This is a genomic window from Wohlfahrtiimonas chitiniclastica (assembly GCF_002252325.1).
Lineage (GTDB): Bacteria > Pseudomonadota > Gammaproteobacteria > Cardiobacteriales > Wohlfahrtiimonadaceae > Wohlfahrtiimonas > Wohlfahrtiimonas chitiniclastica.
Map to the genome: position 1 here is coordinate 122,536 of NZ_NEFL01000002.1, position 26,752 is coordinate 149,287.

The window sequence follows — 26,752 nt, forward strand, 5'->3', positions numbered from 1 at the left end:
GTTAAGATTTCCTTTGTACATAATTTTGAACAGTATACTTAATTCCTTGTTCAATAGTATAAAGAGGCTTCCAATCGAGCTTCTGTTGCTCAGATACAGTATCTACTTGCAAATTCCCCAATAAGCGATTAATTACAGTTTTTTTATTGAATATCATGCTTAGCAATTTAAAAATAAAAGTAGGGAATGGCAATATGAGGGGTGATTTACCTTGTGCTTGACGCATGGTTTTGATTAATTGGGGCAATGATAAAGCATGATCATCTGCAATTAATAGGATTTCATTTTTTGCAGCATCGCATTGAATACAATGAGTAATGAAATGTACTAGGTTATCAATATAGACCATGCTACGAGCATTTTTAATTGAGCCAAATGGTAATGGTATTTTAGAAGAAGAAAGTTTTAATAAGCTATTAAAATTTCCTTTAACGTTAGGACCATAGACCAATACAGGACGAATGATCACAACTTCTAAACCTGTATCTTGGGCTAATTGTAATAAAGCTTGCTCTGCTTCATGCTTTGAAATCCCATAAGGATCTGAGGGATGAGGAAGATCAGTCGATTTAAAAGGTTTACCAAGGGCTGTTTCCTCACCATTGACTTTAATACTACTGATAAAAATAAAACGACGCACACCATTTTTGATAGCCTCTTGTGCTAATTTGAACGTGCCATCTACATTGACTTTTCTAAATTCAGTGAGTGGATCCATAGATGTATCATTCATGACATGTACTTTAGCTGCACAATGAATGATGGTATCAACTTTTTCATTAAAAATAGGATCCCAATTGGTCTCTGTAGAGAGATCAGGAATTTGGATAGCATTGTTAATGGGTAATTGGCTGATGTTTCTCGCGACGGCTAATACATCGTATTGCGGGTTCTGCAAAAGATGATTGAATAAAGCATTACCAACAAAGCCATTAGCGCCTGTAATTACAACGCTATTTTTTAGTGTTGAGGTCATTTTTTGATATCTCGTTTAAAATGGTTTCAGCTGCTTTCTGGGTAGAAAATTGGCGTTGTAATAAATGATATCCATTTGTACCACATTTTTCTCTTAAAATTTGGCTCGATAATAATTGTTTTGCGTGCGTTAAGAGTTGATTATTGTCACCATTGACACTTACAAATCCTGCGGTTGATTGGTTGATGATATCTATTAAATCATTGCCTGGATTAACACTACCTAGAACGGGTACTTTTTCAGCCATATAGCCAAATACTTTACCTGGGAAATTGTGTGCAGTATGAGTTTTTGCAAGAGAAAACAATCCAATATCTATCTCAGATAGTACGGATAAATATTCTTCCTGAGAAATATAGGAAATATGTGTAAAATTATTTAATTGATGAGTCGCTGCAATTTCTTTGATTAGCTGAACTTCATCCCCATCACCAATGAAGAGAAAGTGAGCCATATGATCATCTTTTAAGGCAATGGCAAGATTCATTAAATTCTTCATATCTTGTGCATGTCCTATATTACCACCATAAAAGAAAATAACTTTATCTTTTAGATTGAATTGATCGCGAATGGATGGAAATGAAGCTTTAGGTAAATTTTTAGTAGTGTTCGTCCAGTTGTAAAGTACTTCTGCTTTATCTGTAAATTTAGGGTGTAATTGGTTAAATAACGCGAGATTATTAGGAGACATGACTCCTATTTTAGTTGATGCTTTATAATTGATGTTTTCAACAAATCTAAAATAATGAGCAAATAGAGAGTGTTTCGAAATGATACCTACATCAATTAACCATTGAGGGAAAAAATCTCTCATGATCATATACACAGGGACTTGTTTTTTCTTGGCAATTTTCTTGATTAATGGACCAAAAAAGATTGTAGGTGTATAAAATACTACACTATCAATTTTTGTGTTTAGAATTTTGTGTTTTAATGCACGCCATGCTTTATAAGACAGCAAACTTTCATTAATCCCCCTTTGTATATGGGGGATGTTTTGTAGTGGACCACTTTTAAAGTGCCAAACTTCAATGCCAGAATCACTCGTTACTTTATATTGTTCGGTAACGAGTTCTTCATCTGGCGCAATAACGATGACCTTTTCTCCACGCCTTACAAACTCTAGTGCCAGTTGTTTCAACATTTTTGCAGCAACTTTACTGCTTTTTTCTGAATAATCGACACTTACTAGCAATATTGTCATCTAGTATTTCTTCCAAACTTTTTGGTTAACATAATCAGTATAACTATGAATGATTCTAACAATTTTTTCTGAAACATTAGGCATGCTATAGTCGCCCACTAAGCGTAGTGTGCGATCATCACCTCTATTTTGGTCTGCAAGTATTTTTAAACCTTGCATGACTCTTTCTTTATTTAAACCCACCATCATTACGGATGCTTCTTCCATACCTTCAGGTCTTTCATGTGCTTCACGTAAATTCAATGCTGGGAAATTGAGAATAGATGATTCTTCGTTGATTGTTCCGCTATCAGATAAAACGGCCTTTGCCTCAAGCTGCAATTTATTATAATCCGTAAATCCTAAAGGTTTTAATAGTTTGACATTATTATGAAAGTTAACTTTAAGACTATCAATTCTTTTTTGGGTGCGGGGATGCGTAGAGACTATTACAGGACGATTGAAATATGAGGCAACCTCGTTGAGCACATCTACTAGTTTTAAGAAGTTTGTGTCAGATTCGATATTTTCTTCCCGATGAGCACTCACAACAAAATATTGACCTGCTTGCAAACCTTGATTTTCTAAAATAGAAGAAGCATTAATTTGTTCTTTGTAGTGATTGAGTACTTCAAACATGGGGCTGCCTGTTTTGATAACAAAATCTGCTGGCAAACCTTCTGCTAAAAGATAATCACGAGCAATTGAACTATAAGTTAAATTAATATCAGCCGTATGATCTACAATTCGGCGATTAATTTCTTCTGGTACACGCATATCAAAACAGCGATTACCAGCCTCCATATGGAACGTAGGAATTTTACGTTTTTTAGCAGGAATCACAGATAGGCAACTGTTAGTATCACCCAGAACTAATAAAGCTTCTGGCTTAACTTCTTCTAAAACCTTATCGACAGCAATGATCACTTTACCAATTGTGTCCGCACCACTTGCGCCTGCTGCATTTAGGAAATAATCAGGTTTACGAATACCAAGATCAGTAAAAAAGATTTCATTGAGCTCATAATCATAGTTTTGTCCTGTATGAATTAAGATATGATCACAATATTTATCTAATGCTGCCATCACGCGAGATAAGCGAATAATTTCAGGACGTGTGCCAACAACTGTAACGACTTTTAATTTCTTAACCATGTTTAAACCTTACTTATTTTTGATTGGGCAAGTGTATGTATCCGGATGTTTTGAGTCAAAAACTTCATTTGCCCATAACATGACAATTAATTCATCATTACCAATATTGGTAATATCATGCGTCCATCCGGTTGCGGTGTCGACAATTTGCGGTGTATCACCGGTAGTGATTAATTCATAATATTCATTGGTAATGAGGTGACGAAATTTAAATAATGCGGTTCCTTTGATGACTAAGAATTTTTCTGTTTTAGAATGGTGATAGTGTCCACCTCTAGTCACCCCAGGATGTGCAGTAAAGTATGAAAATTGTCCAGATGAAGTGGTCTTCAGCATTTCTACAAAGCGTCCACGTGCATCTTCATGCTTTTGTACTGGATATGTAAATGCGTTCGTTGGTAGATAACTGATATATGTAGCATACAATGCACGGATGATCCCTGAACCAACATTATCAATATTTAATGTTTGTCGCTGCGTATGAAAATTTTGTATTGTTTTTGCAAGATCCCCTAAACTCATTTGATATTGAGTCTTTACCTCTTGAAATGAATTGTGCTTATTATTAGACGTCATTAAGGTGTTTAATTGTGATAAAAATGATTCAATGACATCATCAATATACACCAAATTGAGTATATGGCTTGGGTCATGAATTTGGATGGGTTGATCATGAACAATATTATAACAGAATGTTGCAACGACTGAATTATAGTTTGGCTGACACCATTTTCCAAATACATTTGGAAGGCGATAGATAGCAATAGGGTTATTAGTTTTATTTTGTAGATTTAATAATTCATCCTCAGCCTGTTGTTTACTAATACCATAAGGATTCTCTTTTGCTGCTTGAATGGAAGAGCTAAATACGATGGGGATATGTCTTTGCGATTTTTCAACAAGTTGGCAAATTTTTTGTGTTAGATCATGATTGCCCACATAAAATTCATCTTCCGTTTGTGGGCGATTAACGCCTGCAAGATGAAAAATAAAATCAGTTTGAGCAATTAAATTTGGCAACTCATCTGGTTGATTATCTTCTGTAAACGTTAATACGTGGATATTGTTCATTTCACTTAAGCGTAAAACTAAATTCTTACCAACAAAACCATGAGCACCTGTTACTAAAACATTCATGATGTTAAACTCCTTCAATCACTACATTATCCCCTCTCATAAGCGCTGGCATAAAAGGTAATTTTAATAATAATTGTTGCATTTCTTCCATGTTGAGCAGATGAGTATTGTTCGAATTATAATCTTCAATCATGGACAGTTGTTGATCTCCTTCACTAAAATATTTAGCATAGTTGAGATCTCTCATATCAGGTGATACCCGATAATATCCACCTAAGTCTTCTGCTTTCACCATTTCTTCACGACTTAACAATGACTCATGATCTTTTTCACCATGACGAACCCCAATGACATTAATGTGGGTATCAGGTTTATTGAGCATAGAAATGAGACTTTTTGCTAAAGTTTCAATAGTAGCTGCGGGTGCTTTTTGGACAAAGATATCTCCATTAGTACCATGTTCAAAAGCATACAGCACAAGATCTACCGCATCCTCTAGAGTCATCATGAAGCGTGTCATATTGGGATCAGTAATAGTAATGGGTTGTTGATTGAGAATTTGATCAACAAATAAAGGAATGACGGATCCTCTAGATGCCATGACATTACCATAGCGTGTGCAAGAAATAACAGTTTTATTAGGGTCCACATTACGAGATTTTGCGACAATGACCTTTTCCATCATTGCTTTAGAGATACCCATAGCATTTATGGGGTAGACTGCCTTATCTGTACTTAAACATACAATGCGCTTCACATCATTTTGGATGGCAGCTTCTAAGACATTTTCTGTACCTAAAACATTAGTTTTAACAGCTTCTAATGGGTAAAATTCACAAGAGGGTACTTGTTTTAATGCAGCCGCATGATATATGTAGTCAACACCTCGAGTGGCATTTAAAATACTTTGATAGTCGCGAACATCACCAATATAAAATTTCAATTTATCATTGGCAAATTTTTTACGCATATCATCTTGTTTTTTTTCATCACGAGAGAAAATTCGAATTTCAGCAATATCAGAATCTAAAAAACGTTTGAGTACAGCGTTGCCAAAAGATCCTGTACCACCAGTAATGAGAAGTGTTTTGTTTGTGAACATGTGATTATACTCTTAAAAAAATTTAGAATGAATAAGAATTTATTTTGCTAAAATATACGTATGCTGTCAGTAACATCATACAAAAATAGCATATACTACTCATAAAATATGCATAAGACAATCCTATAAAACCATAGGTATTAAGGCACACTATTGATAGTAAGATAAGTATGAGTGATGATAAAATTTCAGTAAATATAAATGACTTTGTCATAGCCTTAGCTAGCATTAAATAACTTAAGGTACAAGAAGCAATACGAATAATATCACCCAATAGTTGATATTTTAAGAGCACTAATATTGGTGTGAATTCTTCACTGAAGAAAATATTTATCAAAATGTTCTTTGATAAAAATATAAAAATAGCAAACGCAATAGAAATTGGTAGGAGAATTATAAATGTTTTTACAATTTCATTAAATATGGATTTTTTATCGTGTAGTGTAGATAGTCTTGGTAAATAGTAAATGGTTAATGTAGTTGTAATAACGAGTAAATACATAGATGAAATATAATTCATAGCTTGCCAATACCCAGCATGGTTCAATGACAGATGGGTAATGATATATTGACGGATAATAAAGTTTGATAGTGGTAAAGCAATCACTGTTACTATTGACATACTAGAGTAACGTAATAGTTTTTTTGTATATGTTATATCTAATTTTAAATGCAAAAATGAAGATAAATTGAGTCGTCGGTGTATTAAATATATTATTATAAAATATATTAATTGGTTAATTATTATCGCTATAAAAGCCCCATGTATTTTTAGTACATAAATTAATAATGAGCTTATGAATAGGCCTATAATGCTTTGTATTATATTTATTTTTATATATAAATTAGATTTATTTAGACCAATATATATAGACATTAACACACTGTTTAAGGAAAATAATAGCAGAGTTGCTCCTAGTGATATAAAAATATAATATAATTCATCATATTGAAATGTTATTTCTGATAGTTTTTTTGAAAAAATAATTACTAATAATCCACACATGCAAGACGAGAAGATGGTAATTTTATAAATTGTACTTACCAATGTTTTATTATAGCCATCTTTTGCTATGTAATGAATAATACCATTATTTAGCCCTGCGCAAGAGAAAGTTTGGATAATGCCTGAAATATTTTGAAATTGTCCAAATATACCTAGTCCAGCTGGACCAGCATAAATAGATATTAACTTTGCAATAATAGAAGCTGAGATGATTTTAATAGCTGTAGAAAAAGATGATAGTAATAAAACTTTAATAACAGCCAAATTTTGAATAAGATTTTTCATTGTGTAATAAGTTGCACTAATTTTTTAACTTGTTGGTCGGAGTTTGTATGTTTTTGAATGAAATTTAAAGCTTTTTCTCCTGTATTGTGTAATTCTATAGGACTTAGATTAGAAATTATTTTTAATTTTGTTATAAAATCATGATACGAATTTATTTCATAATAATAACCAGAATACTTATCTGGTATACCATGAAGTTTATACATCAAGACTGGTGTGCCAGAGGCCATGTATTCGATGATTTTTGATGGAAATGAGAAGCTAGTAAAATCACTATGAGGTCTTGGGTTAATCAGCAATAATGCTTGTTTCTGAAGTGATAAAATACTAGTGCGGTCAAGTTGTCCTAAGTAAATAATATTCGGATTTTGTAAAGCTGCTGTGGTAACAAATTTTTTTTGATTTCCCTCACCGCATATCACTAATGCAATGTCAGAAATATCAGCAGCTATATAAGCAGTAATTAAATCTTTAATGCCATATCTTTTATCTAGAGTACCAGTATATAAAAAGAAATTTTTGTTAATATTTATAGGTTGATCTTTCAAATAGTTAATATTATTTTGTTCGTCACTAATGCCCTCTATAACAGTATATGGTAAGTTTTTTTTAAATTTATTTTTCATTTGTTCTGTTATAAATACTACGCCATTTGAACGGTTAGTTATAAAATAAGAAAGTTTATTAATAGTATTAGAGAACAATTTTGTTATACCTGATTTATTACTCATATATTCAGGTAAATCTGGGATAATTACATAAAATTTAACTTTTTTATTGCATAGTTTATAAAGATAACAACTTAATAGAAATGGAAGGTGCATTGAATAACATATGATAGCATCACTTTGTTTAGCCTTTATATTTTTTAGTGATAAGAGCAGTGTGATGAGACGAGAGAAGTTTTTGAATCCTTTAAAGTTATTGAATGAGTGATTATGTATTTGCACTTTTTCAAATTTTTCAAATTTTTCAATTTTTTTGGGTGGAGTAAAATTTAGTTTTTTAAAGAAATTTGGGTAACTGCCAATAAATGGCAAATTAATTATATCAATATGACTGATACAATTTTGTTTAACCAAACCTCGTATATAATTTTTTTGTAAAGTGTCTGCGGCTATTTGTAATGGACCATTAGATAATACAGTAACTAGTGGTTCTATAGAATGGGTAAATATTCCCCCTAGAAAAATAATGTTCATTGTAGGAGTCCTTTAAATAGAGAAAAAAATAAGTTATGACTAAATAATGGATAAAAAGAAAGTTCCATGGTTAAATAAATAAAATGATGGAATAAAAATAAACCAAAAATAAAAATATAAAGAGAATTTATTACTTTAATTTTTTTATTTAAAATAATATCTGAGGTGAAAAATATTATATTTATAAAAATAAGAAGCCTGAAAGGCCTTATAATTATATTTGTATAAAAATATATTGGTATCAATATAAGGAAAATAATGTTTATTTTTAATATAAAAGAGTATTTTTTCTGCGAATCATGACTTTTATACAAAAAAAATGTTGAAAGTATTTGTATTGTGCTGTAAAAAACTCCAGTTTTTTGCGATGTAGCATAGATTTGTAAGTGATTAGTTATATTATTGGGTTCGATTGGTAAATATGTAGAAATATATAGAAATAATATTTCTATAATAATAAAATATAGTATATGTATAAACTTGATTTGTTTGTAAAAAATTAGTAGGATAAAAATTATTGAGGAAATGTGGATTAATGATGCTATTAATACATATAGGGTATATCGTATATATTGATTTTTTTCTAATATTAGTAGCGCATTTAATATGATTGCATATGCTAAAGATGTTCTCATTAAAACATAATCTAGTGGAAAAATAAGTATACTATATATTAGTAGACACAGAATAATCTTGTTGGAACTGTTTTTGATATATTTATACACTAAGCTGATAGTCAGAAAGGCAATAATCGATTGAAAAGTTTGATACGATAATCCTAATTGATGAAAATATATATTACTATATCCATATAGTATCTCAAATCCCCAAGCACTAATATCGCTTCTTATATAATAGCTCTCATAGGCATCTCTATCCCCATTCCATGTGTTACCAGCATATGATAAATACAATAATAATAATATTGTATAACATACAGTGAGATATATAGGATTAAGAGTTCTTTTCATGATTTTTTAACCAAGCTGTTAGGCTCTCGGTGAGGTTAATATTGAAAATTTTTTTTACTATTCTGCAAATAATAGCTTTAATAGAAAAGAAATAAGGGTCGAAAATTATTTTTGCAATTTTTCTATCAAGAGTTTTATCAATGAGAATGTTTTCTGGATGGATTAATGGAAAGCTTAGGTTATGAGTATGATTTTCACAAAATCGTGCAGTCATAGTATTGTGTATAGTAGAGCCACCATGTATTGAATTATCATCAACACCTATATTTTTGATTAGGTTATATTTTGGAATAATAGTAAGTAAATTATGATGTCTAATAGAAAAAGACATTTGATAATCCCACGAAAAAAATCTATTATATTTTGCTTTATGATCTAGTTCATATTTTAGATTGTACATATCTTGATAATATAGCGGTATATAAGTATATGTTTTTTTCATATAGCCGTATTTTTTCTTGTTAAATAACGATAGTTCACCATCATAGAATTTGTTAAACTTATGTCCCCAAGATGCCCATCCACATGGCAGCATGTTTTGACTAAAGAAATATGATGAGTTATCACAGGTATCACTTGTAATTAAATAATTGCTCCCACATATCCACAGTATTTTTTCATTTGTATAATATTTCTTTAGTAATTCGTCACAAAATCTAAAAAATGTAATATCAGGTAGATTATCATCCTCTAAAAAAATAGCGATGTTTTCTTGTTGAAAAACCCATTTAGCACCTAATGCGATATTGGAATATACCCCCACATTTGTAGAATGATACTTTTTTATAATAATACATTCCCAATCAATATAGTTTTCTATAATTGTTCTATTAATATCTATTTGAGTACACTCATCATTGTTACGACCATAATCTGAAATTAGATATAGTTTTTTAGGTTGAATTTTTCTTAATACATCTATTATTTGTAAGACTGAGTCTAATCTTTTAAATAGAAATAGTACAACTGGGACAGAGAATTTTTTATCCATAATTTTTCCTGAATTCCATACTGTTTTATGTTCGATTACGAACCGCTTGGCGAATCAACACAATCATACATCCAAGCATGCCACCGAGTAAGAAGCCGATAATGGTAATGAGTTTTTTATTCGGTTTACTTGCGCTGAGTGGTGTTTGTGCTTTTTCATCGATGCTGACAACAGAAAAACGAGTGATGTTTGGGTTGATGGTATTGAGTTTGGCAATTTGTTTTTCGATCAAGGTAATGTCTGTTAAAAAGAGGTCATGGTTTTCACGAAGTTTCAACAATTCAACCTTACGATTGTTTTGTAATAATACCAATTCTTTTTCAATTTCAGCAATGCGCGGATTTGTAAAATCATCATTGGTGCGGCTAAGTAATGCATCACGCTCGGCTGTTAATGCTTCTGTACCCATAAAATATAGCGGCAAAGTTTGGTTGTTCACTTCAGTGAGAATCACGTTGCCATTAATTTCAGCAGAGCCTTTTTTATCAGAAGCTGCACTTAAAGAAGTTGGCTTAATATAGTTGAGCTTTGTGGCAATATTGATGGCTTCATTGAGCTGAGCAATACGATTTTCTCTTTTGAGTTTTAACTCTAAACGAAGGGCAGACAACTCATCTTTAAGCATGGCTGCTCTCAGTTTGTCTTGCTCATTAAGGACAGCGATTTGTGAGTCAATGTCAAGTTTATAACTTGCACGCAATGCCGTGATTTGATCTTGGAGTTCTTGTTTTCTTTGGTCAATACGGTTTTGGATAATGTGTGGAATTTCTTCTTTCACAGCAGAGGATACTTTTTTAACAAAGCCATTGACAATTTGAACACCATCTACGCCTTTTGGATAGGTCAGTTCGATGGTGATTGAACGAATTGGATCGTCTTTTTTCGAAGGCGTGATTTTAAAGTTATCTGCATCAAATTTTGCAATCACTTGATCAACGGATAGTGTTGTATTTTCAAGTAAAGGCTGCAATAAATTTTGATTGTCTAATAAATAGCTTTCACGACCTTGATAAGAATAGACTTCTTGCTCAACATCGCTAAAGAGTGCCTCAGGTGTCGTGCTATACACGCCTGTATCATTGATGGCAAAAATTTTGTCGCTATTGACAGGTTTTAATACACTTTTGACCTTATATACAGGTGTCATCATGAGTGATGCAATGATCGCAACCACCGTACACACAAATGTCACGCCCGCAATCAGCCATTTTCCGCGCCATAAAGTGGCCACCAATTCAAATAAATCAATCTCGTCATTATTTTGTTCGGGTAAATTATTTTGTTGAGGATTATTCATATTGATCTGTACCTAGTGCACACAAGCGTCGCTTGTATGATTAAATTTATTGAATAAAAAAGCGTGCCATATTCTATTCTAAAGCTGAAGAATGGTCAAAATTATCTCCCACAGCATCTCCCCCACAAATCATGTAAAATCTCCCCATCCCACATCAACTTTTGGAAGATTATGTCTAAGCAAACCTTTTTAATCATCGATGGTTCTAACTTTCTTTTCCGTGCTTATCACGCATTGCCGCCGTTAACAACGCGCGCAGGGCAGCCAACGGGCGCCATTCGTGGCGTGATTACGATGTTTCAAAAGCTCTTAGACACTTTTAACCCAGCCTATGCCGCAGTGACGTTTGATGCGAAGGGCAAAAGCTTTCGCAGTGACTTATATTCCGATTACAAAGCCCATCGCCCGCCGATGCCGGATGATCTTCGTGCCCAAATTGAGCCATTGATGGATGTGGTGGATTTTTTGGGTTTTCCACGTTTGATCATCGATGGTATTGAGGCAGATGACGTAATCGCAACGCTTGCCTTAGAAGGCAAAGCGAAAGGTTATGAGGTGGTCATTGCCTCGAGTGATAAGGATTTGGCACAACTTGTCGGCGGTCCCATTAAAATGTTTGATGGCATGAAAAATCTCATGCTTGATCGTGATGGCGTGTATGAAAAATTTGGTGTTTATCCTGAAGCCATTCGCGATTATTTAACCTTGATGGGGGATAAAGCCGATAACATTCCAGGTGTTGAAGGCGTTGGGCCAAAAACTGCGGCAAAATGGTTGGCAGAGTATGAAACCCTCGATGGCATCATTGAAAATGCCGAAAAAATTAAGGGCAAAGTGGGTGAGCGCTTACGCAATTCGTTAGAGCAATTAGAATTATCCCGTCAATTGACAACGCTGTTGATGGATGCAGATTTGCCTTATCGCGTGGAGGATTTAGCGCTGCGTGATCCGAATGTTGATGAACTCACCAAACTATACACAGAGTTTGAATTTAACTCATTGTTAAAGCAATTGATTTCGGGTAAATCCAGCAGTGGCTTTCAGCCCATGCTCAATTCTCAAGTGATTGCACCACGCACGCATGAATGGATCATGCCAACGCCGCCAAATACCATAACTTATACAGCCGTGACCGATTTAGAGGCATTAGAAGCATTCATTGCACGCGCTTATGGAGCTCATCGTGTGGCAGTTGATACCGAAACCGATGGCTTAGATGCCATGCAAGCAAAATTGGTGGGCATTTCTCTTGCAATCACTGGTGGCGAAGCGATTTATATTCCATTGCAGCATGATTTGTTGGTGGTGCCAGAGCAGTTGCCAATGCAGGATGTGCTAGATCGCCTTGCGCCTTTATTAGAAGATCCAAATGTAGCGCTTGTAGGGCAAAATTTAAAATATGATTGGCACATTTTTAAGCGCTATGGCATCACCTTAAATGGCATTGCCGATGATACGATGCTCGCAAGTTATGTGTGGGATGCCACAGAAAAGCACAACATGGATGATTTGGCGCTGAACTATTTAGGGCACACCACAACGCCTTTTGAAGAGATCGCCGGTAAAGGTAAAAAACAGAAAACCTTCAATGAGATTCCGATAGAAACGGCCACCCATTATGCGGCAGAAGATGCGGACATTACGCTGCGTTTGTATCATGCGTTATCACCGCGCGTTGCGAGTATTGATGCTTTGCAAAAGCTCTATCAAAACATCGAAATGCCGCTGTTAACGGTCTTGGCTAAAATGGAACATGAAGGCATTTTAGTGAATGTCCCTCATTTAGAAGCCTTGAGCCGTGAATTATCGCAGCGTTTAGATGCGTTAGAAGCACAAGCGTATGAACTTGCGGGCGAAACCTTTAACTTAGGCTCCCCAAAGCAATTGGGCACGATTTTGTTTGAAAAATTGGGTTTGCCAGTGGTGAAAAAGACGGCCAAAGGTCAGCCTTCAACCAATGAAGAGGTATTGCAAGAACTGGCGTTAGATTATCCGTTACCGAAACTGTTGATCGAGTATCGTGAGTTGTCTAAGTTGAAATCTACGTATACAGATGCATTGGTGGCAGAGGTGAATCCACACACAGGGCGCATTCATACCTCCTTTAATCAAGCCTTGACGTCCACGGGGCGCTTATCGTCATCAAAGCCGAATCTACAAAACATTCCGGTGCGCACAGAAGAAGGGCGTAAGATTCGCGAAGCCTTCATTGCCAAACCCGGTTACCGCATGATTTCTGCCGACTATTCACAAATTGAGTTGCGCTTGATGGCGCATTTCTCAGGCGATGAAACATTGATCAATGCCTTTAAAAATGATCTCGATATTCATAGAGCCACCGCGTCAGAGGTTTTTCACACGCCGCTTGATGAAGTGTCCGGTGAGCTTCGCCGCTCTGCTAAAGCCATTAACTTTGGTTTGATTTATGGCATGGGCGCATTTGGCCTCGCAAAACAGCTTGGCATTTCGCGCGGGCAAGCCCAAGAATACATTCAGCGTTATTTCAGCCGTTATCCGACGATTTTGCAATTTATGGAAGATGCCAAAGAAAAAGCGCGTGCCAATGGCTATGTGGAAACATTGCTCGGTCGCCGCCTACCTTTGCCAGAGATTAACAGCAGCAACGGCATGCAAAAAGCAGGTGCGGAACGAATTGCCGTCAATGCGCCATTGCAAGGCACAGCTGCGGACATCATTAAACTCGCCATGATCGAAGTGGATCAGAAGCTCCATGCAACCGGATTAGATGCCAAAGTGTTGCTACAGGTGCATGATGAATTGGTGCTAGAAGCCAGTGATAAAGATGCAGAAAAAGTTGCCGCGCTCCTAAAAACAGCGATGGAAAACGTCATCACCTTAAAAGTGCCCCTGAAAGTGGATGTGGCAATCGGTAGCAACTGGGATGAAGTGCACTGATGTTTCAAAAATACTTCTCAATTGGCATTCTCAATACGCTGCTGCACTGGCTGATTTTCGCGATTGCCTTACAGGGCTTTGGCATCGGGCAGGGCAGCGCAAATCTCATCGCGTTTGTGGTGGCGGTGACGTTCTCATTTTATATGAATGCCAAATTCACCTTCAAAAAGCAAGCAACGGGCCTACGATATGTGCTGTTTGTGGGCTTTATGGGGTTATTAAGCTATGGCATTGGTGCATTGTCAGATCATTGTCAGATTTATCCGATGATTACTTTAGTTGTGTTTTCCGCGGTGAGCCTTGTACTGGGCTATCTTTATTCTAAATTCGTTGTTTTCCATTAACATTATAAAAATATAATCATGACTCAACCCATAAAAATATCCTTAGTGGTTCCCGTCTATAATGAAGAGGCGGCACTGCCCATTTTTTATCAAGCAGTGCGTGAGGCGCCCTTTTTAAAAGATTATGATCTTGAAATTGTTTTCATCAATGATGGCAGCCGTGATCAAACCGAAGCGATCATCAATGCGCTTGCGATCTCTGATCCGCGCGTACAAGCTTTAAGTTTTACCCGTAATTTTGGTAAAGAACCGGCGCTTTTTGCAGGCTTAGAGCATGCCACAGGTGATGCGGTGATTCCCATCGATGTGGATTTACAAGATCCGATCGAGGTGATCCCTGAGCTTATTGACAAATGGCAAGCAGGTTTTGATGTGGTGCTCGCTAAACGCATTGATCGCTCATCTGACAGCTTTTTAAAACGCCAATCGGCAGGATTATTCTATAAACTTCACAATAAAATCAGCACACCAAAAATCGAAGAGAATGTGGGGGATTTTCGTTTAATGTCCCGCAATGTGGTGGAAAATATTAAAAAATTGCAGGAACGCAATCTTTTTATGAAAGGAATTTTGTCTTGGGTGGGCGGGCAAACGGCCGTGGTTGAATATGTGCGGGCAGAGCGCTCTGCGGGGGATACTAAATTCAATGCATGGAAGCTTTGGAATTTAGCGGTGGAGGGCATCACAAGCTTTTCAACCGCACCTTTACGCATTTGGGCATACTTGGGGTTTGTGGTGGCGCTGTTATCTTTTAGTTATGGCGCGTACATGATTTTTGAGAAGATTGTGTTTGGCAATCCCGTGCCGGGATATCCTTCGATTTTGGTGTCGATCCTGTTTTTAGGGGGCGTTCAGCTCATTGGCATTGGGGTTTTAGGGGAATATGTGGGCAGAATTTATATGGAAAGCAAACAGCGCCCGCGGTATTTGTTAAAAAAGATGGGGAGTGATAAAAAATGATGACGAAAGCTTGGCCGCGTTATCTCAGTTATGCAGTGGCGTTTAGTTTAGTGTTTTACATTGCGTATTTAACGCCGATTCACTCGGATGATTTTTCATATTACAATATGGGGTTGCAGTGGTCAGCGCATGTATCTCATTATCTTTCATGGAGTGGGCGATTAGTCTCTGATTACATTAGTCCGATTTTATTGCACTTAGAAAATGATGTGCTACGCAGTGGTATTTTGGCATTGGCAGTGGTGAGCATGGTTGCATTGTTGGCAAAACTGCCTGCGTTGGTTTTAAAACAGCAAGCATCCGCATCGGTATTTGTGGGGTTATTTCTCATTTATTGGATCACCAATCCAGCGTTGGGGCAAACCATTTTTTGGACAGTAGGGGCAGCAAACTATTTGTTCACCAATTTAGCGATTGTGATTTATTTATATTGTTTGATTAAATATATGCAATCATCTCAATCCATTTTGTGGTGGGTGGGCGTATTAATAATTTCGCCTTTTGCAGCGTTTAGTAATGAAAATACCACGTGGATTGTTTTACTGTTCTCTATTGTGTCGACCTATTATTTGATGCGTTATCAGCAGGATCGTAAAATCTGGCTCTCTTCACTCATCATTGTGTTGGGCTTTGGTTTCTTTATTTTAAGTCCTGGGAATGCAGCACGTGCCGCCAGTGGTGCATTCGATGAGTTTTACGCCATGAGTTTTACGCATCGAGTTTGGGATTTTATGTTGTATCGCTACCCAACGGGCTTGAGTCGTATGGCGCCTGCATTATTGATTTTCCTTGTATTGTGGCTCGTGGCATTGAAAAATCAAATGTCTGCACAATATAAACGAATCTCCATTGCTTTGGTCTTGATCGGCTTATTGAGTTTACTCTCTATGGTCATGTCACCGTTGTTGAGCGCGCGCTCCACAAGTGGCCCGCTTTTATTTGTACTTCTTGGCATTGCAGTTTTATTGCATTATTTGATGCATCACGCCATTGCACAATGGAAACATGTGTATCGTTTAACCTTAGCCGCGATTGTGGGTGTATTTGTTGCCTCTTATGGGATGATTTTTCATTCGTATCAACGGTTATCTGTACAAGGTCAAATGCTGAAGAACGCCATTGAAGCAGCGCATGCAAATGAAATCAAAGCGCCAACTTTGCCAGAGTTTTACTATGTGCCCTCACTGCGTAAGCGTGATTCATATGATGCACATTATAGTAGTGGTTCGATGGCAACGTATTATGGTTTTAAGCATATTGATTTAAAGCCGATGGCTTTTGATTACAGTATTATGATGGAGCATTTGCCACATCAAGCACGGGATAATGATTTAGGCATTCAAGGTATTTATCTTGCGCCTGAGGGCATATTTGGGCAAAAGACAACGATTGTGTTAGATATGTTGGCACAGCAGCAAACCAACGATGTTTTAGAACTCATCATTACCAATCGCAGTGGAAAAACGGTGACGCTATCATTGCCGATGGATGCTGTGCCCATTCATGGACAATGGATCATGGGTGGCGTTGTTAAAATGAAGATGCAAGAGATCGTGCGCATCGAAGGGATGTTACGCTCGTCAAATTCAGTGGCAACGCAACCTGTTACAATTTATGGAGAATAATATGCAACTCATCACCTGGAACGTCAACTCCATCAATGTTCGTCAGCCGCAGCTTGAGGCTTTGTTAAAGGATGCCGCGCCCGATGTGGTGGGGCTTCAGGAAATCAAGTGCGAAACGGCACAATTTCCCTTTGATGCCATCACGCAATTGGGCTATTACGCTGTGGCAAGCGGGCAAAAGTCTTACAATGGCGTTGCCCTCATTAGCCGCGATGAACCAATCGATGTTTTTGTCGGATTGCCAAATTATGAAGATGATCAGCAGCGCGTGATTGCCGCAACCATCAATGGCGTGCGTGTGGTGAATGTCTATGTGCCGAACGGTCAAGAAGTGGATTCAGAAAAATATGCCTATAAGCTTGCGTGGCTTGATGCGTTTCATGAATATTTAGCAGATACCTTGGCACAATATGATACTGTTGTGGTGATGGGGGATTTTAACATCGTGCCAACGGACAATGATGTGTATGCACCTGAATTGTGGCGCGATAAGATTCTCTGTTCACCGCCGGAACGTGCGGCGTTTGAAGGATTGCTGAGCTTAGGCTTTCAAGATGCCTTGCGCATTTTTGCGACGAATGATCCGCTCTTTACCTGGTGGGATTATCGCCAAGGGCAATTTGAAAAGGATGAAGGCATGCGCATTGACCATTTTTTATTGTCCAATGCCGCCAGCGCCAGAATGATGCGCGCAAAAGTACATAGAGAGATTCGCGCGCTTGAGCGTCCCTCTGATCATGCACCGGTGGCTATTTACTTAAAAGATTAAATAAATTATTGTATTAAGAATTTGCATAAAAACAGTTATCCAATTGGGGGTTAGTGAATGTTTTCGGGAAGTATAGTTGCGATTGTTACACCAATGTATCCAGATGGCCGCGTCGATTACGGTGCGCTCGAAAAGTTGGTGGAATGGCACATTATTAATAAAACAGATGCCATTGTTGCCGTTGGCACCACGGGCGAATCTGCAACGTTAGATTATGAAGAGCATCGTCAAGTGATCCGCAGTGTTGTAGAGTTTGCAGATGGTCGCGTGCCTGTGATTGCAGGGACAGGTTCAAACTCAACATTAGAAGCGTTGAAATTAACCCATTGGGCGGCAGAAGATGGTGCACAAGCGTGTCTTTTAGTGACACCTTATTATAATAAACCGTCACAAGAAGGCTTATTTCAGCACTATAAATTGATTGCTGAGTCGGTGGACATTCCACAAATTCTTTACAATGTGCCAGGTCGCACAGGTGTGGATTTATTGCCAGAAACAGTGGAGCGTTTAGCAAACTTTGCAAACATTGTGGGCATCAAAGAAGCCTCAACATTAGAGCGCGTCGATGCATTGCTTGATAAAGTCGGCGAGCGCATTGCTGTATTCACCGGTGAAGATGGTGAATCTTGTGAAGCGATTTTACGCGGTGCAAAAGGCGTGATTTCTGTATCTGCGAACGTTGCCCCATTACAAATGCACAAAATGACGCAAGCGGCGATGGCTGGGGATCGTGAAAAGGCAGAAGCTTTGAACGAAGAGATCAAAGAATTGCACCGTTTGCTCTTCATTGAATCTAACCCGATTCCTGTAAAATGGGTGCTCAAAGAGATGGGTAAGATCCAAGGCGGCATTCGTTTGCCATTGATTGGATTGGATAAACAGTACCATTTGACGATGCAGGATTTGATCGCAAAATTACCGAATGCGTAATTTGTTGCTATAATGTCGCTCAATTTTAATCATTAATTTGTGTATTCAAACTATCCGGAAATTTATATGAAATATAACAAAGTGTTAATGGGTGGACTGGCAAGTTTAGTTGTGCTTGCGGGTTGCTCGACTAGTACAATTCAGCCTAAAGGTAGATTGGATTATTTAAATGCATCTTCTGTCAATCCATTGGAGTTGCCACCTGATTTGGTGAGCAGCGGTCACCGCGTGGATAGTAACAACCGAGCCACACAAATGTTGAGCGAATATCAAAAACAAGTGAACAATCGCAACAACTTATCCGATCGCGTATTGGTCTCTTCAGATGCTGTGCGTGTTGAACGCGCCGGCGACAACCGTTGGATCGTGACCACATTGCCACCTGAATATGTTTGGTCTCGTTCTGTGCAATTGTTCCAAGAAGTGGGTTTACCGATCGAAATCAGCAATCCTGAAGCGGGTATCTTAGAATCAGGTTGGGCAGAAAACCGCGCCGATGTGCCAGATTCTTGGATTCGTCAATTATTGAAGAGCACATTAGACAACGTATTTTCATCGCCCACGCGTGATAAATTCCGCATTCGTTTAGAGCGTGGCAATAAAGGCGAAGTGCTTGTCTATGTGACGCATTATGGTATGAAAGATCAAGCCTCTGGCCGTGACAATGAATACCACACATGGGTGGATCGTCCACGTGATGCTGAGTTAGAAGCGGAAATGGTGTCACGTTTAGTGGCGAAATTGGGCGCAAAAGATGTCAAAGAGATCAACCGTGGCAATGCTGTGAACATCACAGAAACGCCAACAGGTGTTGTGATCAATCGCCCAGTAGATTCTTTGTGGGCGCAAGTGGGCAACGTGCTCGATGATGGCGCGATGTTCCAAGTGGAATCACAAAACAGTCAAGATCGCAGCTACATTGTGATGCAAAAAGATCCGAAGAAAACCACCGGCGGTGGTTTAGCGTTCTGGACGGATAAAAAACCTGTCTATTATCGCTTTAAAGTTCAGCTCGTGGATAACGGTAAAAACAGCACCGCCATCAACATCACGTCATTAGATGGTGAGAAAAATGGCGAAATCATCCAACGTTTAAGAACCAATCTTCACTAAGAAGAGTTGATGTAAAGAGCGCCTGTTTGACAGGCGTTTCTTTTTTGTGTGAATTATGAATAGAATCCAAAAATTATCCCCGCAAGTCATCAATCAAATCGCCGCAGGTGAAGTGATCGAACGCCCTGTATCTGTGGTTAAAGAGTTGGTGGAAAATAGCATTGATGCGGGCGCCACAGAGATTGTGATTGAGATTGTCGAAGGTGGCATGAAAGAGATCACCATTCGGGATAATGGCAGCGGCATCCACGAAGCGGATCTTTTATTGGCACTGACGAGTCACGCCACCAGTAAAATTCGTGATGCCCACGATTTAGCGCGCGTTTCAAGTTTAGGCTTTCGTGGGGAGGCATTGGCGAGCATTGCATCCGTCTCTGAACTCACCTTAATCACGCGCACGCAAGATGCAAATCACGGCTTTAAAGTGCGCGGTGCGGGTAATGACACCATCGAAAAACCGATGCCAGCGGCGCATCCTTTAGGCACCACCATTGAGGTGAAGGACTTATTTTACAATGTGCCCGCGCGTAAAAAGTTTTTACGCACCGAGCGCACGGAGTTTAGCCACATTGAGGAGTTGGTCAAGCGTTTATCTTTGGTGCGATTTGAGATTGCCTTTAAGCTGTTACACAATGGCAAAGTGGTGTTTGATACAAAGGCTTGTGCCACGCAAGAAGAGCAAGAGCTGCGCATTCGCACCATTTTTAGCCAAGAATTTTTGGATCAATGTTTTTACTTCACTCATACGATGGAAGACATTCGTGGGGATCTCACCTTAAAAGGTTGGATTGCCAAACCCACCTTTTCGCGCCCACAAACCGATTGGCAGTTTGTGTATGTCAATGGTCGGATGGTGAAAGATCGCCTTGTGGCGCATGCCATTAAGCAAGCATATCAAGATGTATTGTATGGTCAGCGTCATCCTGCATTCATTGTTTATTTGACGATGGATCCTGAAGGTGTGGATGTCAATGCACACCCTGCAAAGCATGAAGTGCGTTTTCGGGAATCGCGTTTTGTGCATGATTTTCTCTTTCGCACCATTCATCAAGTGGTGGCCAAGCCCTTGTTGGAAATCGAAGCGCAGACCGAAAGCCCCATGCGACACAGTGCGCCCATTGAATCGATGCGCCCACAACAGCAAAGTCGCCTCAATTTTAAAGCTGCATACAGCAGCGGTCATGCCACATACGTGGCGCCGAAAAGTGAGCCGGTGAATGTCTATGCGGCGCTTGGCTTAGGGGACAAAGAGAAAGATACACTCTCAAGCTTTGTGCCAAATTCTAAGGCAGCGGCGGCAACAGACGTGAGCGATGACGATGCGCCTTTAGGTTATGCCCTTGGGCAACTGCATGGCGCTTATATTTTGGCAGAGAATCAGCAAGGCTTGGTGTTGGTGGATATGCATGCGGCGCATGAGCGCATCATTTATGAGCGCTTTAAAAATAACATTCACAACGGTGAGCCATTGGTGCGCCAACCATTATTGATCCCGAAAGTGATCACTTTAAGTGCACGCCATGTGGCAACGGTGGCAGAATTTAGGGCAGAATTAGAAGGCGTGGGCATTGTGGCAGATGTCTTTGGAGATAAAGAAGTGGTGATTCGTGAAGTGCCCGCTTCGCTTGTCAATGGTGATGTGGATGCTTTAATCACCGCAGTGATTGAGGATTTTGAGCGTTATGGCTCCAGTCAAAAGATCAGAGCGGCCATTAATGAGATTTTGAGCACGATGGCATGCCACAGCGCGATTCGTCATCACCGCAAAATGACATTGCCAGAGATGAATGCGCTGCTGCGTGACATTGAGCGCACCGAACGCGCGGATCAATGCAATCATGGGCGCCCAACTTGGATGTCCATTGGTTTGACGGAACTAGACAATCTATTTTTACGAGGACAATAAATGCACCCATTGTATGGCGTTTTAGGCAATCCGATTGCCCACTCTAAATCTCCGATGATTCATGCGGCGTTTGCAGCATTGACGAACATTGAGCTCGATTATTCTGCGTATTGTTTGCCAATCGATGATTTTGAAGGTGCGCTCAAAGCGCTCATGGATCAAGGCTTACAAGGTGCAAATGTTACGGTGCCTTTTAAGGAAAATGCCTTTCGTTTAGCGAATCACTTAACGGTGGAAGCGAAAGAGGCCGGTGCCGTCAATACCCTTGCATTTAAAAAGGGTGAGATCTTTGGGCACAATACAGATGGCAATGGCTTGATGTGTGATTTGAAAGAACGTTGCAATGTTGAATTGAGCAATCGCCGCATTTTGGTGTTAGGGGCAGGGGGCGCTGCGAAAGGCATTTTAGGGCCGCTGTTGCGTCAATTGCCATCAGAAATTGTGATCAGCAATCGCACATTCAGTAAAGCTGTCGCGCTCGCTGAGCAATTTAATGCATCAGGCAATGTGCTTGCATTAGATTGGGCAGATTTAACGGGGCATTTTGATGTGATCATCAATGCCACAAGCAGTTCACTACATGGTGAATTTACGCCGCTCCCTTGTGCGATGGATGCTCAAACCATTGGCTATGATTTGATGTATGGCGCAAAACCCACCGTCTTTATGGATTACTTAGCGCAGCAAGGTGTCGTGAAAACATATGATGGTTTAGGGATGCTTGTGGAACAAGCGGCGCTCAGTTTTGAGTTTTGGCATGGCATCAAGCCACAAACTGAAACGGTTTATCAAGATTTGCGTCAAATTCTGCTATCATGATGCCCATAATTTTGCATGAAAGGAATGAGAGTCATGAGTGACAAAGAAAAAATCGACTTTGGCTATGAAACCATTGATAAAGATGAAAAAGAAGAGCGCGTTGCTGAAGTGTTTCACTCGGTTGCATCTAAATATGATGTGATGAATGATGTCATGAGCATGGGCGTGCATCGCTTATGGAAACGCACCATGATTGAATTAACAGGTGCGCGTAAAGGGCAAATGGCACTCGATTTAGCCGGTGGCACTGGTGAGATCGCCATGAAGGTGGCCAAGCGTGTGGGCGATGAAGGGCATGTGGTGTTGTCAGACATTAACTCATCGATGCTCGAAGAGGGCAGAAAGCGCGTCATCAACTCAGGCTTTGGCGGAATGATCTCCTTTAAAATCATCAATGCAGAAGAGATTCCCTTTCCGGACAATACCTTTGATTTGGTCACCATCAGTTTTGGTTTACGCAATGTGACAGACAAACTCAAAGCTCTTAAAGAGATGCGCCGCGTGACAAAACCTGGCGGTCGCACTGTGGTGATGGAGTTTTCAAAACCTGTTGCCCCAGGCTTAGCACCCATTTATGATTTTTACTCCTTTAAAGCCTTGCCATTGATGGGCAAAATCATCGCCAATGATGAAGACAGCTACCGCTATTTAGCAGAGTCCATCCGCATGCATCCGGATCAAGAAACCATGAAAGAGATGATGCTAGAAGCGGGCTTTGATGAAGTGGAATACAAAAATTTAACGGGCGGCATCGTGGCGATTCACCGCGGCTTTGTTTTTTAATCTAAAAGGGTAATCTATGTTCTCACGTTGGCTTCGTGCGTTAAAAATTCATTGGATTTTAATGCGTTATGGTTTGTATGAATTGGTGTTTTTGATTCCGTTCTTCAGACTCTTTGTGTTTTTAAAGCCCTTAGTCAACTTGCTGAATAAATATAAGGACACGCCGTTACCGGTGCGCATTCGTTTAGCCCTTGAAGCCCTTGGCCCCACATTTGTGAAGCTTGGGCAAGTGCTCTCTACACGTAATGATCTTTTTCCGGAAGATTACATTGAGGAGTTCTCAAAGCTTCAGGACAATGTGCCTGCTTTTGATTCAAACATTGCCATTGAGATCATTGAACGCGCGTTAAAGCAGCCGATCAGTGAAGTGTTCCGCGAATTTGATAAAGTGCCGATGGCGGCTGCATCGATCGCCCAAGTGCACAGCGCCATCCTTAAAAATGGTGATCACGTTGTGGTCAAAGTGGTGCGCCCAAACATCCAAAAAGTGATCTTACGAGATGTGCAATTGATGGAGATGATTGCAGAAGCGGTGGAGGAATATGTGGCCGGCGGTGATCGCCTTCGCCCGGTGGAAGTGGTGGCAGAATACAAACGCACCATTTTAAGCGAACTTGATTTAACCCGTGAAGCGGCCAATGGTTTGCAATTAAAGCGCAACTTTGAAGGCAGCCACGAGATGTATGTGCCGCACATTTATTTAGAATACACCTCTAAAAACATCATGGTGATGGAGAAAATCAGCGGCATTCCGGTGGATCATGTGGAAACCTTGCGTGACCTTGGCGTCAATATTCCTAAATTGGCAGAGCTCAGCGTGGAAGTCTTCTTTAAACAAGTGTTTGTGGACAGCTTTTTCCATGCGGACATGCACCCTGGGAATATTTTTGTGGATGCCACCGACCCTGCGAACCCTTCTTACATTGCGCTGGATTACGGCATCATTGGCACACTCGGTGAAGAAGATAAGCACTATTTGGCCAGTAACTTTTTGGCGTTCTTTAACCGTGATTATCGCCGCGTGGCAGAATTGCATGTGGAGTCAGGTTGGGTGCCCGCAGATACGTCGATTGAAGAGTTAGAATCTGCCATTCGTTCGATTTGTGAGCCGATTTTCAATAAGCCGCTCAGCGAAATTTCCTTTGGCGGATTGTTATTGAGCCTCTTTCAGACGGGGCGCCGCTTTAATATGGTGGTGCAGCCACAATTGGTATTGTTGCAAAAGACGCTCTTTAACATTGAAGGCATTGGGCGCAAACTCTATCCTGAATTGGATTTATGGAAAACGGCCAAACCCTTTTTAGTTAAATTTGTGAAAAATCAAAAGAGTGCCAAAACGGTGCTCCGTAAGTATCAAAATGCCATTCCTAGCTGGATTGATCATTTACCGGATGCCATGCAAAATCTCTATTTGATCTCTCAAGACATGGTGCGCGGGCAGTTTAAAACGGATCTTAATGAGAAAACGCTGGAAAAATATCAGAAAATTCAAGCCAAACAAACCACACGCAAAGTGTATGGATTGCTCGGTGCAGCAACGCTGGTTGCCACGATCGTCAGTTGGCATAATTTAGAGGATTTCTTGGGCGTTTTTCTCATCTTATTGGCAGTTTTTGCATTTTATCAAGCACTTCGCGAGTAAAGGGCTGTAAAGAATTTAAACAATGCGGATATTTTCGTTATAATCACTCAGTGATCTGATCACACCGGTTGTCAAAATATTAATAATTTGGGAGTAAAATAATGAAGAAATTAGCATTATTGGCTGCTTTGTCTGTTGCCACGATGAGTGCAGGTTTTGCGCAAGATTTAGAACAAGCGAAAAAAGTGCGTCAATCCATGTTCCAAGTCGCTGCATGGGAAATGGGCACATTAGCGGGCATGGCCAAAGGTGAAATTCCTTTTGATGCCGCTAAAGCTGAAAAAGCTGCAAAAGTGATGAATGCCATGGCCATCTCTTTAGATGAAGTGTTCATTCCTGGTAGCTATGCAGGTTCTAAAGTGCGTTCTGAAATCAATACAAAACCAGAATTGTTCCAAAAAGATGCGGCAAACTTTGTCAAAGAAAGTGAAGCGATGATCACAGCGGCAAGCTCTGAAGCCACATTAAAAGCACAATTAGGTAAATTAGGCAGCACATGTAAGAGCTGTCATGACAGTTTCCGCGCGGACTAATCCGTTCGGTTAAACCATAAACAAGGTGCCCGTTCACCTTGTTTTTACTTTGATAGGAGAGGGAATTGATGACAACAATGGTTCGTAAACTTAGCCGCTTAGCTGCTTTGACCGGTTTAATGGCCTTAGGCACCACGGCATTTGCGAAAGAAGTGCGCATTTATAACTGGACGGATTATATTGATCCGGAGCTCGTCACAGAATTCACTAAACAGACGGGCATTGATGTGGTGTATGACACCTTTGACAGCAATGATGTGTTATTGGCAAAAAGTTTGGCCGGTAATTCAGGTTATGACATTGTTGTGCCTTCGGATTATACGGTGGCTTACCTCATTCAAGCGAATAAATTAGCACCCATTGAAGCGGATAAAATTCCTAATCTCAAAAACATTTGGCCATTTGTCACCGAGCGTTTGAGCGCATTTAACGGGATGAATGAGCACTCTGTGCCTTATTTTTGGGGCACAACGGGCATTGCCTATGATGCCAATAAAATTAAAGAATTGATTCCGGATGCGCCAACAGATTCTTTAGAACTCATCATGAATCCAAAATATGCTGAGAAATTGGCAAGCTGCGGCATTTACATGGTGGATAACCCAAGTGAAGTGTTGCCAGTCATCAATATGTATTTAGGCATTCCGGCAGAATCCACCGATCAAAAAGATTTAGATAAAGCGTATGATGCGTTAAAACAGATTCGCCCGTATGTGAAAAAATTCCACTCCTCTGAATACATTTCAGCATTGGCCAATGGGGATGCGTGTGTGGCGTTTGGTTGGTCAGGGGATGTGTATTTAGCCCGTGCGCGCGCTGAAGAGGCAAACACAGGTGTGGACATTAAATATTTTGTGCCTAAAGAGGGCAGCCTGGTTTGGTTCGATCAGTTCACGATTTTAGATGATGCACCAAACAAAGATGAAGCCTACGCCTTCATTAATTTTATGTTAGATCCTCAAAACAATGCCCGTTCTGCGAACTATGTTGAGTATGCCACATCAAACGAAGCGGCGTTTCCTTATGTGAGTGAGCACCTTATTAATGACAAGATCTTGTATCCTGGTCAAGAAGATCTCAATAAACTTCACATTAAGCAACCTTACACGCGCTCAGATCAAAAAAAATTGGTAAAATTTTGGCAGAATCTAAAAAATAGGAAGTAGA

Annotated in this window: 23 protein-coding genes; 13 read left to right on the forward strand and 10 right to left on the reverse strand. The window is 39.4% G+C overall.

Annotation, left to right across the window (positions count from 1 at the left end; translation table 11 throughout):
• Position 1 precedes the first annotated feature (1 nt).
• From B9T10_RS05780 to B9T10_RS05825, 10 genes are read right to left on the reverse strand one after another with little or no spacing between them, the layout of a single operon-like run.
• Positions 2-976: a UDP-glucose 4-epimerase family protein gene (locus B9T10_RS05780; RefSeq protein ID WP_094536743.1), complete on the reverse strand. Its 975-nt coding sequence runs from the start codon at positions 974-976 to the stop codon at positions 2-4.
• Positions 954-2,180: a glycosyltransferase family 4 protein gene (locus B9T10_RS05785; protein WP_094536745.1), complete on the reverse strand. Its 1,227-nt coding sequence runs from the start codon at positions 2,178-2,180 to the stop codon at positions 954-956. The genes B9T10_RS05780 and B9T10_RS05785 overlap by 23 nt, the downstream gene beginning before the upstream one ends.
• The gene (gene wecB, locus B9T10_RS05790) at positions 2,181-3,314 is read right to left on the reverse strand and encodes a non-hydrolyzing UDP-N-acetylglucosamine 2-epimerase (protein WP_094538072.1); all 1,134 of its coding nucleotides are present in this window, start codon (positions 3,312-3,314) and stop codon (positions 2,181-2,183) included. It lies immediately after the preceding gene.
• A gap of 9 nt (positions 3,315-3,323) precedes the next feature.
• Positions 3,324-4,451 carry a UDP-2-acetamido-2,6-beta-L-arabino-hexul-4-ose reductase gene (gene wbjC, locus B9T10_RS05795; RefSeq protein WP_094536749.1) on the reverse strand — a complete coding sequence of 376 codons (1,128 nt, stop codon included), beginning with the start codon at positions 4,449-4,451 and terminating at the stop codon, positions 3,324-3,326.
• Between the two features lie 4 nt (positions 4,452-4,455).
• Entirely contained in the window at positions 4,456-5,493 is a 1,038-nt protein-coding gene (locus B9T10_RS05800) for a polysaccharide biosynthesis protein (protein ID WP_094536751.1), read from the reverse strand.
• Between the two features lie 22 nt (positions 5,494-5,515).
• A complete protein-coding gene (locus B9T10_RS05805; protein WP_094536753.1) occupies positions 5,516-6,784 on the reverse strand; it encodes an O-antigen translocase in 1,269 nt (422 codons plus the stop codon).
• A complete protein-coding gene (locus tag B9T10_RS05810; protein WP_094536755.1) occupies positions 6,781-7,986 on the reverse strand; it encodes a glycosyltransferase in 1,206 nt (401 codons plus the stop codon). The genes B9T10_RS05805 and B9T10_RS05810 overlap by 4 nt, the downstream gene beginning before the upstream one ends.
• Positions 7,983-8,957, reverse strand: coding sequence for an EpsG family protein (locus tag B9T10_RS10375; RefSeq protein WP_094536756.1), 975 nt, complete (start codon positions 8,955-8,957; stop codon positions 7,983-7,985). The genes B9T10_RS05810 and B9T10_RS10375 overlap by 4 nt, the downstream gene beginning before the upstream one ends.
• Positions 8,941-9,948, reverse strand: a complete 1,008-nt coding sequence (locus tag B9T10_RS05820; RefSeq protein ID WP_094536758.1) for a hemolytic protein HlpA — start codon at positions 9,946-9,948, stop codon at positions 8,941-8,943. The genes B9T10_RS10375 and B9T10_RS05820 overlap by 17 nt, the downstream gene beginning before the upstream one ends.
• Positions 9,949-9,973: 25 nt before the next feature.
• Positions 9,974-11,245, reverse strand: coding sequence for a Wzz/FepE/Etk N-terminal domain-containing protein (locus tag B9T10_RS05825; protein WP_094536760.1), 1,272 nt, complete (start codon positions 11,243-11,245; stop codon positions 9,974-9,976).
• Positions 11,246-11,416: 171 nt separating this feature from the next.
• Here B9T10_RS05825 and polA point away from each other — a divergent pair, with 171 nt between their 5' ends.
• From polA to B9T10_RS05890, 13 genes are all read left to right on the forward strand, one after another.
• Positions 11,417-14,161 (forward strand): DNA polymerase I, encoded by a 2,745-nt coding sequence (gene polA, locus B9T10_RS05830; protein ID WP_094538073.1) that lies wholly within the window; start codon positions 11,417-11,419, stop codon positions 14,159-14,161.
• On the forward strand, positions 14,161-14,505 hold the full coding sequence (locus tag B9T10_RS05835) for a GtrA family protein (protein ID WP_094538074.1): 345 nt from the start codon (positions 14,161-14,163) through the stop codon (positions 14,503-14,505). Before polA ends, B9T10_RS05835 begins: the two co-directional genes overlap by 1 nt.
• A gap of 30 nt (positions 14,506-14,535) precedes the next feature.
• Positions 14,536-15,465, forward strand: coding sequence for a glycosyltransferase family 2 protein (locus B9T10_RS05840; RefSeq protein ID WP_094538198.1), 930 nt, complete (start codon positions 14,536-14,538; stop codon positions 15,463-15,465).
• A complete protein-coding gene (locus B9T10_RS05845) occupies positions 15,462-17,090 on the forward strand; it encodes a DUF6056 family protein (protein ID WP_094538075.1) in 1,629 nt (542 codons plus the stop codon). The genes B9T10_RS05840 and B9T10_RS05845 overlap by 4 nt, the downstream gene beginning before the upstream one ends.
• Position 17,091: 1 nt before the next feature.
• Positions 17,092-17,859 carry an exodeoxyribonuclease III gene (gene xth / locus B9T10_RS05850; protein ID WP_094538076.1) on the forward strand — a complete coding sequence of 256 codons (768 nt, stop codon included), beginning with the start codon at positions 17,092-17,094 and terminating at the stop codon, positions 17,857-17,859.
• Positions 17,860-17,916: 57 nt separating this feature from the next.
• The gene (gene dapA, locus B9T10_RS05855) at positions 17,917-18,789 is read left to right on the forward strand and encodes a 4-hydroxy-tetrahydrodipicolinate synthase (protein WP_039950059.1); all 873 of its coding nucleotides are present in this window, start codon (positions 17,917-17,919) and stop codon (positions 18,787-18,789) included.
• Positions 18,790-18,855: 66 nt separating this feature from the next.
• Positions 18,856-19,902 (forward strand): NlpB/DapX family lipoprotein, encoded by a 1,047-nt coding sequence (bamC, locus tag B9T10_RS05860; RefSeq protein WP_008316278.1) that lies wholly within the window; start codon positions 18,856-18,858, stop codon positions 19,900-19,902.
• Positions 19,903-19,957: 55 nt separating this feature from the next.
• A complete protein-coding gene (gene mutL, locus B9T10_RS05865) occupies positions 19,958-21,808 on the forward strand; it encodes a DNA mismatch repair endonuclease MutL (protein WP_094538077.1) in 1,851 nt (616 codons plus the stop codon).
• Positions 21,809-22,627: a shikimate dehydrogenase gene (gene aroE / locus B9T10_RS05870; RefSeq protein WP_094538078.1), complete on the forward strand. Its 819-nt coding sequence runs from the start codon at positions 21,809-21,811 to the stop codon at positions 22,625-22,627.
• 33 nt (positions 22,628-22,660) lie between these two features.
• Positions 22,661-23,410 carry a bifunctional demethylmenaquinone methyltransferase/2-methoxy-6-polyprenyl-1,4-benzoquinol methylase UbiE gene (ubiE, locus tag B9T10_RS05875; protein ID WP_008316281.1) on the forward strand — a complete coding sequence of 250 codons (750 nt, stop codon included), beginning with the start codon at positions 22,661-22,663 and terminating at the stop codon, positions 23,408-23,410.
• A gap of 16 nt (positions 23,411-23,426) precedes the next feature.
• Complete coding sequence (gene ubiB, locus B9T10_RS05880; RefSeq protein WP_094538079.1) at positions 23,427-25,052, forward strand: ubiquinone biosynthesis regulatory protein kinase UbiB; 1,626 nt, start codon at positions 23,427-23,429, stop codon at positions 25,050-25,052.
• Between the two features lie 101 nt (positions 25,053-25,153).
• Entirely contained in the window at positions 25,154-25,585 is a 432-nt protein-coding gene (locus B9T10_RS05885; RefSeq protein ID WP_008316283.1) for a c-type cytochrome, read from the forward strand.
• Positions 25,586-25,653: 68 nt separating this feature from the next.
• Positions 25,654-26,751: an extracellular solute-binding protein gene (locus tag B9T10_RS05890; RefSeq protein WP_008316284.1), complete on the forward strand. Its 1,098-nt coding sequence runs from the start codon at positions 25,654-25,656 to the stop codon at positions 26,749-26,751.
• Position 26,752: the final 1 nt, after the last annotated feature.

Coding starts and splice junctions, on each gene's coding strand:
- mutL (WP_094538077.1), top strand. CDS start 19,958: ATGAATAGAATCCAAAAATTATCCCCGCAAGTCATCAATCAAATCGCC.
- B9T10_RS05835 (WP_094538074.1), top strand. CDS start 14,161: ATGTTTCAAAAATACTTCTCAATTGGCATTCTCAATACGCTGCTGCAC.
- ubiE (WP_008316281.1), top strand. CDS start 22,661: ATGAGTGACAAAGAAAAAATCGACTTTGGCTATGAAACCATTGATAAA.
- B9T10_RS05800 (WP_094536751.1), bottom strand. CDS start 5,493: ATGTTCACAAACAAAACACTTCTCATTACTGGTGGTACAGGATCTTTT.
- B9T10_RS05845 (WP_094538075.1), top strand. CDS start 15,462: ATGATGACGAAAGCTTGGCCGCGTTATCTCAGTTATGCAGTGGCGTTT.
- aroE (WP_094538078.1), top strand. CDS start 21,809: ATGCACCCATTGTATGGCGTTTTAGGCAATCCGATTGCCCACTCTAAA.
- B9T10_RS05890 (WP_008316284.1), top strand. CDS start 25,654: ATGACAACAATGGTTCGTAAACTTAGCCGCTTAGCTGCTTTGACCGGT.
- dapA (WP_039950059.1), top strand. CDS start 17,917: ATGTTTTCGGGAAGTATAGTTGCGATTGTTACACCAATGTATCCAGAT.
- ubiB (WP_094538079.1), top strand. CDS start 23,427: ATGTTCTCACGTTGGCTTCGTGCGTTAAAAATTCATTGGATTTTAATG.
- wbjC (WP_094536749.1), bottom strand. CDS start 4,451: ATGAATGTTTTAGTAACAGGTGCTCATGGTTTTGTTGGTAAGAATTTA.
- xth (WP_094538076.1), top strand. CDS start 17,092: ATGCAACTCATCACCTGGAACGTCAACTCCATCAATGTTCGTCAGCCG.
- B9T10_RS05825 (WP_094536760.1), bottom strand. CDS start 11,245: ATGAATAATCCTCAACAAAATAATTTACCCGAACAAAATAATGACGAG.
- B9T10_RS05885 (WP_008316283.1), top strand. CDS start 25,154: ATGAAGAAATTAGCATTATTGGCTGCTTTGTCTGTTGCCACGATGAGT.
- B9T10_RS05780 (WP_094536743.1), bottom strand. CDS start 976: ATGACCTCAACACTAAAAAATAGCGTTGTAATTACAGGCGCTAATGGC.
- B9T10_RS05820 (WP_094536758.1), bottom strand. CDS start 9,948: ATGGATAAAAAATTCTCTGTCCCAGTTGTACTATTTCTATTTAAAAGA.
- B9T10_RS05805 (WP_094536753.1), bottom strand. CDS start 6,784: ATGAAAAATCTTATTCAAAATTTGGCTGTTATTAAAGTTTTATTACTA.
- B9T10_RS10375 (WP_094536756.1), bottom strand. CDS start 8,957: ATGAAAAGAACTCTTAATCCTATATATCTCACTGTATGTTATACAATA.
- B9T10_RS05785 (WP_094536745.1), bottom strand. CDS start 2,180: ATGACAATATTGCTAGTAAGTGTCGATTATTCAGAAAAAAGCAGTAAA.
- polA (WP_094538073.1), top strand. CDS start 11,417: ATGTCTAAGCAAACCTTTTTAATCATCGATGGTTCTAACTTTCTTTTC.
- B9T10_RS05810 (WP_094536755.1), bottom strand. CDS start 7,986: ATGAACATTATTTTTCTAGGGGGAATATTTACCCATTCTATAGAACCA.
- wecB (WP_094538072.1), bottom strand. CDS start 3,314: ATGGTTAAGAAATTAAAAGTCGTTACAGTTGTTGGCACACGTCCTGAA.
- bamC (WP_008316278.1), top strand. CDS start 18,856: ATGAAATATAACAAAGTGTTAATGGGTGGACTGGCAAGTTTAGTTGTG.